Annotated in this window: 7 protein-coding genes; 3 read left to right on the top strand and 4 right to left on the bottom strand. The window is 64.4% G+C overall.

All coding sequences use genetic code 11. The annotated features are described in order from the left end of the window. Both htpG and CLU90_RS00140 read right to left on the bottom strand, forming a co-directional pair. Nucleotides 1–1,920, bottom strand: a complete 1,920-nt coding sequence (htpG, locus tag CLU90_RS00145) for a molecular chaperone HtpG (RefSeq protein ID WP_100426895.1) — start codon at nucleotides 1,918–1,920, stop codon at nucleotides 1–3. An 88-nt stretch (nucleotides 1,921–2,008) separates the two neighbouring features. Next, nucleotides 2,009–3,442 (bottom strand): aminotransferase-like domain-containing protein, encoded by a 1,434-nt coding sequence (locus CLU90_RS00140; RefSeq protein WP_100426894.1) that lies wholly within the window; start codon nucleotides 3,440–3,442, stop codon nucleotides 2,009–2,011. A gap of 137 nt (nucleotides 3,443–3,579) precedes the next feature. On the opposite strand from CLU90_RS00140, the gene CLU90_RS00135 reads away from it, so the two are divergent. The 3 genes from CLU90_RS00135 to CLU90_RS00125 all read left to right on the top strand — a co-directional run bounded on the left by CLU90_RS00135 (nucleotide 3,580) and on the right by CLU90_RS00125 (nucleotide 7,508). Next, nucleotides 3,580–4,491, top strand: coding sequence for a DMT family transporter (locus CLU90_RS00135; RefSeq protein WP_100426893.1), 912 nt, complete (start codon nucleotides 3,580–3,582; stop codon nucleotides 4,489–4,491). 176 nt (nucleotides 4,492–4,667) lie between these two features. Continuing rightward, complete coding sequence (locus CLU90_RS00130; protein ID WP_100426892.1) at nucleotides 4,668–5,861, top strand: aminotransferase-like domain-containing protein; 1,194 nt, start codon at nucleotides 4,668–4,670, stop codon at nucleotides 5,859–5,861. 288 nt (nucleotides 5,862–6,149) lie between these two features. After that, nucleotides 6,150–7,508 carry a diguanylate cyclase gene (locus tag CLU90_RS00125; protein ID WP_092712323.1) on the top strand — a complete coding sequence of 453 codons (1,359 nt, stop codon included), beginning with the start codon at nucleotides 6,150–6,152 and terminating at the stop codon, nucleotides 7,506–7,508. A 209-nt stretch (nucleotides 7,509–7,717) separates the two neighbouring features. Here the strand turns inward: CLU90_RS00125 and CLU90_RS00120 are convergent, their stop codons facing one another. Both CLU90_RS00120 and CLU90_RS00115 read right to left on the bottom strand, forming a co-directional pair. Then, a complete protein-coding gene (locus CLU90_RS00120; protein WP_157808693.1) occupies nucleotides 7,718–9,991 on the bottom strand; it encodes a TonB-dependent hemoglobin/transferrin/lactoferrin family receptor in 2,274 nt (757 codons plus the stop codon). Between the two features lie 249 nt (nucleotides 9,992–10,240). Beyond that, complete coding sequence (locus CLU90_RS00115; protein WP_100426890.1) at nucleotides 10,241–11,818, bottom strand: FGGY-family carbohydrate kinase; 1,578 nt, start codon at nucleotides 11,816–11,818, stop codon at nucleotides 10,241–10,243. Between the last annotated feature and the right edge of the window lie 2 nt (nucleotides 11,819–11,820).

Below are 11,820 nucleotides of genomic sequence, written 5' to 3'. Positions count from 1 at the left end.
TTACTTCGCCGAATTGAGCAGCAATTCGTTGAGGCGTTTCACGAAACTGGCAGGATCGGCCAGCGAGCCGCCTTCGGCCAGCATGGCCTGGTCGAACAGGATGTTGGCCCAGTCGCCGAACTTGCCGCCTTCCGCGTCTTCGTATTTCAGGCGCGTCACCAGCGGGTGGTTCGGATTGATTTCCAAAATCGGCTTCGATTCCGGCGCGCTCTGGCCAGCAGCCTTCAACATGCGCAGCAGGTTGCCCGACAATTCGTTTTCGTCGGCCACCAGGCAGGCTGGCGAATCGGTCAGACGGAACGTGACGCGCACGTCCTTGGCCTTGTCGGACAGCACCGTCTTCATCTTGCCCACCAGGTCGGCGTACGAGGTTTCCGTTTCTTCGTGTTCTTTCTTTTCCGCTTCGTCTTCCAGCGCGCCCAGGTCCAGGCCACCCTTGGCGACGGAGACCAGTTCCTTGCCTTCGAAGTCCTGCAGGAAGGACAGCATCCATTCGTCGACACGGTCCGTCAGCAGCAGCACTTCGACGCCCTTCTTGCGGAAGATTTCCAGGTGCGGGCTGTTCTTGGCGGCGGCGTAGTTGTCGGCCGTGACGTAATAGATCTTGTCCTGGCCTTCCTTCATGCGCGCCACGTAGTCGGCGAACGAGGTGATTTGTTCGTCGCTGTCGTTGGCCGTCGAGGCAAAGCGCAGCAGCTTGGCCAGGCGTTCCTTGTTGGCCGCATCTTCGCCGATGCCTTCTTTCAGCACCTGGCCGAATTCCTTCCAGAAGACGGCGTACTTGTCCTTCTTGTCCTGCTCGTCCGCGTTCGCCAGTTCTTCCAGCATGCCCAGCACGCGCTTGGTCGAGCCTTCGCGGATCACCTTGACGTCGCGCGATTCCTGCAGGATTTCACGCGACACGTTCAGCGGCAGGTCGGCCGAGTCGATCACCCCGCGCACGAAGCGCAGGTACGTCGGCATCAGCTGCTCGGCGTCGTCCATGATGAAGACGCGCTTGACGTACAGCTTGATGCCGCCGCGCTTGTTGCGGTCCCACATGTCGAATGGCGCCTTGGCCGGGATGTACAGCAGCTGCGTGTATTCGCTGCGGCCTTCGACGCGGTTGTGCGTGTGCGTGAGCGGCGACTGGAAGTCGTGCGACACGTGCTTGTAGAATTCGTCGTACTGTTCCGGCGTGATGTCGGCCTTGTTGCGGGCCCACAGTGCGCTGGCCTGGTTGACGGTTTCGAATTCGTCTTTCAGGACGGTTTCTTTTTTCTCGTCGTCCCACTCTTCCTTCTGCATCACGATCGGCAGCGAGATATGGTCCGAGTACTTGCGGATGATGGACTTGATCTTCCAGCTCGACAGCAATTCGTCTTCGCCTTCGCGCAGGTGCAGGATGATGTCCGTGCCGCGCGACGGTTTGTCGATGGTCTCGATGCTGTAGTCGCCTTCGCCGGCCGATTCCCAGCGCACGCCTTCGGAGGCGTCCGCGCCGGCGCGGCGCGTTTCGACGGTGATCTTGTCGGCGACGATGAAGCCCGAATAGAAGCCCACGCCGAACTGGCCGATCAGGGCCGCGTCCTGCTGCTGGTCGCCCGACAGCTTGCCGAAGAATTCCTTGGTGCCCGACTTGGCGATGGTGCCCAGGTGCGAGATCGCCTCGTCACGGGTCATGCCGATGCCGTTGTCGGAAATGGTGATGGTGCGCGCATCCTTGTCGAAGCTGACCTTGATCTTCAATTCGTGATCGTTGCCGTACAGGGCGTCGTTATCGATCGCTTCAAAGCGCAATTTGTCGGCCGCGTCGGACGCGTTCGAGATCAATTCGCGCAGGAAGATTTCCTTGTTCGAGTACAGGGAATGGATCATCAGGTGCAGCATTTGCTTCACTTCGGTCTGAAAACCCAGGGTTTGCTTTTCGGAGACAGCCATTTTTACCTCATAGTCTTGTGGATGGGACGGATTCTACGGAGTTGGGGATGGTGCCAGCGATTTCAAGAGCGGCCGCCGAAAGTCGCGCCTAGCCCAGGGCGCGGGCGAAAAACGCCCACACCCGCTCGTCCTGCACCGTGGCCAGGTTCAGGCGCATGCGGGTCGACGGCAGCTGGCGCGGGGAAAACAGGCTGCCCGGCGCCAGCACCAGCCCCTCGGCCAGCGCCTTCTCGGCCAGGACATTCGTGTCGCAGCCCGCATCGGCCCACACGAACATGCCGGCCGGCGCGGGATCGAAGCGCAAGCCCGCCCGTTCGACCTTGCGGTACGTGCCCTCGCGCACCTTGTCGAGCCGCGCGCGCAGGCGCTCCGCATGCTTGCGGTACAGCCCCTGCGAGAGGATTTTGTACACGACGCGCTCGCCGATGTCGCTGGTGGTCAGGGTGGCCAGCATCTTGCGGTCGGCCAGGCGCTGCGCCCGCTCATTTGATGTGGCGATGAAGCCCACGCGCAGGTTCGCCGCCAGGCTCTTGGAAAAGCCGCCCAGGTAAATCACGCGGCGCAGCTGGTCCAGCGCGGCCAGGCGCGTGGCCGGCTGCACCTCGCCGCCGGGATGCATGTCGCAATAGATATCGTCTTCGACGACGAGGAAATCGTGCTGCTCGGCCAGGCGCAGCACCTGGAACGCCTTGGCCGCCGACAGCGACGTCGAACTGGGATTATGCAGCACCGAGTTGATCACGTACAGCTTGGGTCGGTGCAGGGCCGCCAGCTCGGCCAGCACGGCGATATCGGGGCCGTCACCGAGGCGCGGGATACCGATGACGTTCACGCCCATGGCGGCAAAGGCGCCGAACATCAGCCAGTACGCGGGGTCGTCGACGAAAATGGTGTCGCCGGGACGGGCAAACTCGCGCGCCACCAGGTCCAGCGCCTGCATCACGCCCACCGTGGTGACGATCTGCTCGGGCGGGCAGGCGATTTCCAACCCCGCCAGCTTCAGCTGCAATTGCTGGCGCAGCGGCAGAAAACCCTGCGGCGCGCCGTAACCGAGCAGCAAACTGCCGGGCTGGCGGCTGACGTCGCGCAAGGCGCGCGCCACGAGGTCGCCATCGAGCCATTCGGCGGGCAGCATGCCGGTGCCGGGCGCGGGAATGGCCGGCGTCTGGCGGAACATGTTACGGATCAGCCACACGACGTCCATCGGCTGCGCCGCTGCTTCCTGCGCGCCGGCGGGCGGCGCCGGCGTGTTCAGGGGCGAGCGCTCGCGCACGAAAAAGCCGGCGCCGCGCCGCGATTCCAGGTAGCCGCGCGCCACCAGCTTGTCGTAGCTGGCCACCACCGTGGCGCATGACACGTCCAGGCCGGCCGCGCACTGGCGGATCGACGGCATGCGCGCGCCGCCACGCAGCAACTTGTCGTCGATGCGCGCCGCCAGCGAACGCGCGATCTGGTCGATCAGGGTTTCGCCCGAGGCGCGCGACAGCAAAGGCAGGGACGGTGATGCGGGTGTATTGCTCATATGACCATTACAGTATGTGAAATTATGCGGAGAAGTGTATTTGTACTGTATTGCTATTGCGCTCTAGGATAGCAGTACCGGGCGCATTCATCCACATCTGCCCGCCTTTATTCCACACCACCCGCACCAGGACAGCCATGCCATCGCACGCCGCCACCTCCCCCAGCCCCCTCCCGCGCCTCGGCGCCGACCGCAAAGGCCTGCTGCTGGGCTTGATCGCCGTCGCCCTTTTCAGCCTGACCCTGCCTTTCACGCGGCTGGCCGTGGCCGAACTCGATCCCACCTTTGTCGCCCTGGGCCGCGCCTTGGTGGCCGCCTGCCTGGCCAGCCTGTGGCTGTGGCGGCAGCGCGCGCCGCTGCCGCGCCGCGAACAGTGGCTGCCGCTGGCCCTGGTGTCGCTGGGCTGCGTGGTGGGTTTCCCGTGGCTGACGTCGATCGCCATGCGCAGCCTGCCCGCCTCGCATGGCGCCGTGCTCGTGGGCATTTTGCCGCTGGCCACCGCCGTGTTTGCCGTACTGCGCGGCAAGGAACGCCCCTCCCTTGGCTTCTGGCTGATGGCCCTGCTCGGCACGGCCCTGGTGGTGGCGTTCGCGCTGCGCCAGGGCGGCGGCAGCTTCCACGTGGCCGACTGGCTGATCTTTGCCGCCGTGCTGCTGGCCGCACTCGGCTATGCGGAAGGCGGACGCCTGGCGCAAGCCATGCCGGGCCAGCACGTGATTTCCTGGGCGCTGCTGCTGGCCGTGCCATTCGTGCTGCCCGTGGTGCTGTGGAGCGCGTGGCCGCAGCGCGCGCTGATGGCGCAGGCCAGCGGCGCGGCGTGGCTGGGCTTTGCGTATATCTCCGTGTTTTCCATGTTTATCGCCTTCTTTTTCTGGTACCGGGGCATGGCGCTGGGCGGCGTGGCGCGCGTGGGACAGACGCAGCTGCTGCAGCCCTTCCTCACCCTGGTGGGCGCGGCCGCGCTGCTGCACGAGCCCCTGACGGGCGAAAGTCTGCTGTTTGCCGGCGCCGTGATCGCCGTGGTGGGGATAGGACGCAAGCTGAAATAAGGCTCCCTGACGCCCATTTGCAACGCCGTTGCGCGTGCGCATGGGCACGGCGGCGTGCAAGCCGTACAATACGGCAGCATCATGGCGGCACCTATCCGGCGCCGCTTGCACACGCACCGCCACAAGCGGGCCAACAAATCCAGCCGGCGCAGCTCGGCATCTTCCGTGAGACTCGTATGAAAATTGAAAATCCGAATCCGATCCAATGGCGCTTTGCCGAACGCGCGGAACAGCTGCAAAGCTCGTTCATCCGCGAAATCCTGAAGATCACGCAGCGTCCCGAGATCATCTCGTTTGCCGGCGGCCTGCCCTCGCCCGCCACCTTCCCCGTGGAAGAAATGAAGACCGCCTTCGACAAGGTCCTGTCGAACAATGGCAAGGTGGCCCTGCAATACGGTCCGACCGACGGCTACCTGCCGCTGCGCCAGTGGATCGCCGACTCGCTCTCCGGCAATGGCAGCACCATCGTGCCGGAACAGGTGCTGATGACGTCCGGCTCGCAGCAGGCGCTGGACTTGCTGGGCAAGGTCCTGATCGACGAAGGCAGCAAGGTCCTGGTGGAAACCCCCAGTTACTTGGGCGCCCTGCAGGCGTTTTCCGTCTACCGTCCCGAATTCGTTTCCGTCGATACCGATGACGAAGGCCTGGTGCCGTCGTCGATCAACCCCGTCGCCGATGGCGCCCGCCTGCTGTACGCCCTGCCGAACTTCCAGAACCCGACGGGCCGCAGCCTGTCCGTGGCGCGCCGCGTGGAACTGGTGGAAACCTGCGCCCGCCACGGCCTGCCGCTGATCGAGGATGATCCGTACGGCGCCCTCAGCTACAGCGGCGAGCCGTATCCGAAGATGATCAACATGAATCCGGACGGCGTCATCTACATGGGCTCGTTCTCGAAAGTGCTCACGCCCGGCATCCGTCTCGGCTACGTGGTGGCGCCGATGCCGCTCGTGCGCCGCCTGGAACTGGCCAAGCAGGCGGCCGACCTGCATACGTCGCAGCTGACGCAGATGGTCGTGCATGATGTGATCAAGGATGGCTTCCTGGACCGGCACATCCCCAGCATCCGCAGCCTGTACGGCAACCAGTGCCAGGCCATGCTGTCGGCGCTGGAAGAGCACTTCCCGGCCGGCGTCACGTGGACGAAGCCGGAAGGCGGCATGTTCATCTGGGTCACCCTGCCGAAACATATCGACGCGATGAAACTGCTCGATGAAGCCATCGCCAACAAGGTCGCCTTCGTGCCGGGCGCGCCGTTCTACGCCAACACGCCGGACACGCACACCCTGCGCCTGTCGTTCGTGACGGTGCCGCCGGAACGCATCCGCGAGGGTATCGCCATCCTCGGCAAACTGATCGCCGCAAAAATGTAACTCGCCTCTCCACGCCCCGCCTGCCGCGGGGCGTGTCTCTGCTGCCCCTGCGCGAAGGGCACGCGTCTTTTCCGCCCAAAAACCGCTTTCATGACAGCAATTGCGTGTATTTATTTTTAAAGATATCACAAAAATAATACTTTCATTGCTCGCGCAACATCGATTTTTCACCCAAAAAAATGGCGAGGCGGTATGATTTGACGGCTGTATCAGATTTGAATCCGGTCAGCATCACCGAAAGTGCAGCAAACGCAGGCAGCGCAGAGTACATCGAGAAGGCCGGGAGCAATGAGTTCAGGCAGTGTAGGGTATTCCCAGCGGCACGAAGCCGCCATTTTGATTGTCGATGATGCGCCGGCCAACCTTGAGCTGCTGCGCAAGCTGATGAGCGAACAGGGTTATCAAACCTATGTCGCCACGTCCGGCGAACGGGCCCTGGCGATCGCCCAGCGCGCCCAGCCCGACCTGATCCTGCTCGACGTGCTGATGCCGGACATGGACGGCATCGAAACGTGCCGCCGCCTCAAGCAGCACCCGCTGACGCAGCGTATCCCCGTCATCTTCATGAGCGCCAAGACGGAAACGGAAGACGTGGTGGCCGGCTTCGACTGCGGCGCCGTCGATTACATCAGCAAGCCCTTGCGCATGGCGGAAGTGTGCGCGCGCGTGCGCGCCCAGCTGAAAATCCGCAGCAACAATGAAACCCAGCAGGAACAGGCCGAGCGCCTGCGCACCATCGTCAACAACATGGCCGAGGGCTTGCTGATCATCGAGGCCGATGGCCGCATCCAGTACACCAACCCCGCCTGCGACCAGTACCTGGGCTACCGCGAAAACGAACTGGCCGGGCGCTTCATCGGCGAGCTGCTCAGCCCCCTCGTGACGCAGGAATACCTCGATTATTTCGCCATGCATGCGGCCAATCCGGAAAAGGCGCACAACCACGGCACGCGCGAAGTGGCGATCCGCCACCGCAACGGCAAGGCGCTGAGCATGGACCTGACCCTGACGCCCATGTATCTGCGCCAGCCCCTGTATATCGGTCTGCTGCACGACATCACGCACCACAAGCAGTCGGAAGACGCGCTGCAGCGCGCCGCCTATCTCGACCCGCTGACGCAGATCGCCAACCGTCGGCATTTCGACAGCTTCCTGGAAAAAGAGTGGCAGCGCGCCGTGCGCGGCGGCGGCGCCCTGTCGCTGGTGGTGCTCGACGTCGACCACTTCAAGCTGTACAACGACAGCCTGGGCCACCCGGCCGGCGACAGCTGCCTGCAGCGGGTGGCGCAAGCGATCGCCGCCCACGCCAGCCGCTCCGGCGACCTGGCGGCCCGCTACGGCGGCGAGGAATTCGTGCTGCTGTTCGCCGACACGGATGCCGACAGCGCCCTGCACCTGGCCGAAGCCATCCGCGCCGGCATCGAAGCGCTGCAACTGCCGCACCCGCGCTCAAGCACCTCGCCATGGATCACCGTCAGCATCGGCGTGGCCACCATCCGCCCGCACCAGCTGGACGACCGCGAAGCCCTCTTCGTCGCCGCCGACCGCGCCCTGTACGTGGCCAAGGAAGCGGGCCGCAACCAGGTCCGCGCCACCCACTCGGGCAGCACGGCCTGGGAAACGGTCAAGGCGTTGGTGTTACGTTGACGTTTGAAGTTGGGAGTTCAACGGAAAATGCATCGGACCCGGAGTAGGCCCAAGTCACAAAAAAAGGCACCCCGGGCCAAGCGGGCCTGAAAAATGTCGAGGGCAAGGCGCAGCGACGCAGACAGTACGCCAGTACGGCAAGGAAGCTGCAACGCCGCCATCGGCATTTTCTCAGGCCCGCGTCTCCGGCCCGCCATTTTCAGAAGTCATCAGAATTTTCTGGACACGCTCAACTTCGCATTCCTCCCCACGCCGGTAACGGCTTCGCTCAGGTAGGGCATGTAATTGCGGTTGAAGACGTTGTCGACCGTCAGCCGCACTTCCACGCCACGCCACATGCCTTGCCGGCCATTCCACGACGCGAACACAGTATGCAAGGCATAGCCTTTCGATGGCGGCAGGCGGTAGACATTCCCCACCGGCAGCACGCGCTCCTGCTTCGCCACGAAGCGGCCCTGCCAGCCGATGCTGGCGCCCAGCTCGGGCATGCGCCAGCCCAGGCCCGCCATCAGTTTATCGGGCGCGATGGTCGACACGGCTTCGTCCTGGCCCCACGGGTCGCGCTGGGAACCGCTGCGCGTGCCGCGCTGCTTCGACAGCGAGGCGCTGGCGAACAGGCGCGGCGAGTTGTAATAGGACTCGACTTCCACGCCCTGCGTGCGAAAACCGGCCAGGTTGCGGTAGGACGACAGGGCCGGCGGCACCTTGCCCGATCCCGGCACATAGCCTTCGATCAGGATGCCCAGGCGCGGGCCGATATTGTCGCTGACGCGGTTCCGGTACGCCGTCAGGCGCAGCTGCACGTCGTCGCGCTCCATGAACACGTTCTGCCGGTGCAGCATGACGCCCGTGCGCACGGCCGTCACGCGCTCGACGGCCAGGTCGCGGCTGGTGGCCGGCGTCGATGAACCGAGCCTGGACGACACATAGTATTCGTTCGAATACATCTCGTCGATCGTGGGCGCGCGCCAGCTGCGGCTCAAGTCGCCGAACAAGGCCAGTGTGCTCGACGCCTTCCAGAACAGGCCCAGGCGCGGCGACCAGTCTTCGTGCGCCTTTTCGCTGAAGTCGTGGCCGGCTGCCGCCAGCGGGCTGTTGTAGCGTGGCGCCTTGTTCGGCACGCCCTCGGAAACGACTCTGTCGTGGCGCAGGGCCGCCGTCACCGTCACGTCGCCATACGTCATCGCATCCTGCAGATACAGGCCCGTGGTTTCCTGGCGCCCGGCCGGCATGTAGTAGGGCTGGAAGTAGCCATAGTTGTAGCTGGGGTCCTTCAGCGCCGTCGACGATGGGTAGTACATCAAGGTGTCGCGCACGTTCTTGTGCCATTGCAGGCCCGTCAGCAGCACGTGCGACACGGCGCCCGTCGCAAACACGCTTTCGTTGCGCACTTCGGCGATGCGGTCCACGTACGAGGCCCAGCTCTCGTTGCCCAGGGAGCCCAGGTAGGAACCGAGCGACGCCGATGGCAGGCGCTTGTCATGCTGGTCCGTGTGCGAATAGCCGGCGCTGGCCGTCAGCTTGATCCACGGATTGTTCTGCGGCGCGTACTGCCACTTCACGGAATACGTGTCGTCGTCCTGGTCGCGGTAGACGGCCTTGCGCTGCCACGCTTCTTCCAGTCCGTATTTTTTGATTTCCGCCTCGGTCGGCGTGGGCACGTCCTCGCCCATGGCGGCGAACGGACCCCAGCCCGAGCTGCCGCTCTTCATGGCCGTCAGGGTCAAGAGCTGCTCCGGCGTCAAGCGGATATTCAGCTTGGCCAGGCTCGATGGCGCGTCGATGGCGGAAAAGCGGAATGGCTTGCCATCGGGCTTGCGCAAATCGTCGGACTTGCGCTGCGTGGTAAAGGCCATCGCATCGAAGCGGCCATCTTCCGTGCGGCCATAGACGGCCACGGTGGCGTCGTTTTCTGCATTGTTCGAGTGGCGCGAATACTTGAGCATGGCGCCCACTTTCTCGCCCCCTTCCAGCAAGTCCTGCGCATCCTTGGTCTCGACCGTGATGACGCCGCCGAAGCCGCCATTGCCATACAAGCTCGTATGCGCGCCCTTGTTCACTTCGATCTGCTTGATCAGTTCCGGCTCGATGAAGATGGAACCCTGGCGGTATTTCTCGAAGCCCTTGGGCACGCCGTCGAGGATGACTTTCACGTCCTGCACTTTATTGAAGCCCCAGATATTCAAGCTTTGTCCGCTGGGGCGGGCCGTACCGGCCAGGTCCACGCCGGGCAAGGTGTCGAGCAGGGACGCGACATTGTCGGCCTGCTGGCGTTCGATGTCGGCGCTGTTGATGTAGGAACGGCCGGCCGTGCCGGCGCTGATGGCGTCGCCAAACACGCTGATGGCTGGCATCTGCATGGCGTCGGGCTTGTCGGTTTTGTCGGCTATCGCCGCCGCCCACGCGTGGCCGTGCGCGCCACCCAATGCCAGCGCCAGCGCGGCGGCCAGCGGGGTCAATCCATGTTTGCTGCTGCTCTTCATCGCTATCCTTGCCTGGGTTTGCTTGCTGCTCGATGCTTGTGGAATGAAAAAATGCAGGGGCAGAGGACAGCGGTGCACGATCAAGCGGCGGCGTTGAAGGAAGCGTTGCGGCGAAACTCTGCCCGCGCGGACACGCCGCCGGCGCATGGCCGGCGGCGCACTGCAGTCACCGGGATAAGTTGCCTTAGTGAAATGCGGAACACATCATATATCGGATGCGAATGATTCGCAATACGATTTAATAAGCAGTTATTCCGGATAGCCGGTGATGTCGGCGATCTCGCGGTACAGGGGCTGCAGCCGCGCATACATCTTCTGGTACACGCGCCGGTACAGCTGCTCGTAGATCTTGCGGTGCTCGGGATGCGGATGGAATACCTTGCCCTTGCGCGTCATCGCCTGCACGGCGGCGGGGAAATCCGCATGCCAGCCCAGACCCACGCTGGCGGCGATGGCCGCGCCCAGGCCCGAACTTTCATACACGTGGGCGCGCGCGGCCGGCAAGCCGAAGATGTCGGCCGTCAGCTGCATGGCGGCGTCGCTTTGCGAACCGCCGCCCGCGATGCGCAGCTCCGTGATGGCAATGCCGCTGCGCCGTTCGATGCGCTCCTTGCCTTCGCGCAGCGCATACGCGAGGCCTTCGAGGATGGCGCGGTAGATGTGGGCGCGCGTATGCACGTCGCCAAAACCGATCATGGCGCCCTTCGCTTCCGGGCCAGGCACCTTGATGCCGGGGCTCCAGTACGGCTGCAGCATCAGGCCCATGGAACCGGGCGGCACGGCGTCGACCAGCCGGTCGAACAGCGCTTCGGCGGACAGGCCCGTGCCATCTTCGGCCGCCGCCGCCCGTTCGCGGTCGCCGAACTGCTCCTTGAACCAGTTGACCATCCAGTAGCCGCGAAAGATCTGCACTTCCGTGCTGTAGGCCCCCGGCATGGCGGCCGGATACGGCGGAATGAAGCGCGTCACTTCCACGTACTTGCGGTTGGTGGTGTTGATGGTGGCCGTGGTGCCGTAGCTCAGGCACGCCACGTGCGGTTCGACGCAGCCGGCGCCCAGCACTTCGCAGGCCTTGTCGGCGGCCGCCGCCAGCAAGGGCGTACCCTCCGGGATGCCCGTCGCCGCGGCGGCCGACGCCGTGATGGCGCCCATGCGCGTGCCCGGCGTTACCAGCTCGGGCAGCATGGACGGCTTGATCGCCAGCGCCTGCCACTTCCAGTCGAAGCGCCCGGCCCACGCGTGGCGCTTGTAATCGAACGGGATGTACGCCACTTGCGAGCCCGTCGAATCGACGTAGCGCCCGCAGAGGCGGTGGTTCAGAAAGCCCGACAGCAGCAGGAATTTGTGCGTGCGGCGCCAGATGTCGGGCTGGTGCGCGCTGATCCAGTTGATCTCGGCCTCGCGGCGGAAGTACCTAATCGTGCCGTCGAGGCGCGTGGCGCGGAAGGCGGCGCGCCACCATGGCGCCAACTGGGGAATGTCGCGCGTGCTGCGCTGGTCCAGCCAGGTGATGGCGGGCCGCAGGGCTTGTCCCTCTTCATCCACGTTGACGACCGTGCCGCGCTGCGTCGTGACGGCCACGCCGGCGACCGACGATTTTTCAATGACGGTGCCGCGCCACAGCTGCTGGCACGCTGCGCACACGGCTTGCCAGTAGCCGTCGGCGTCGTGCTCGGCCCAGCCCGGGTGGTCGGAGTAATACGCTTCCAGGAACACTTGCGCCTTCGCCGCCAGATTGCCATCCCGGTCGAACAGCAGCGCGCGCACGCTTTGCGTGCCATTGTCGATGGCAAGGATATACGGGCCGTCGCCCGCCAAGGAGGCCATGG

This window comes from Janthinobacterium sp. 67, from assembly GCF_002797895.1.
Lineage (GTDB): Bacteria > Pseudomonadota > Gammaproteobacteria > Burkholderiales > Burkholderiaceae_D > Janthinobacterium.
Note: the sequence above shows the minus strand (reverse complement) of the source record. Positions and strands in the feature narration are given on the sequence as shown.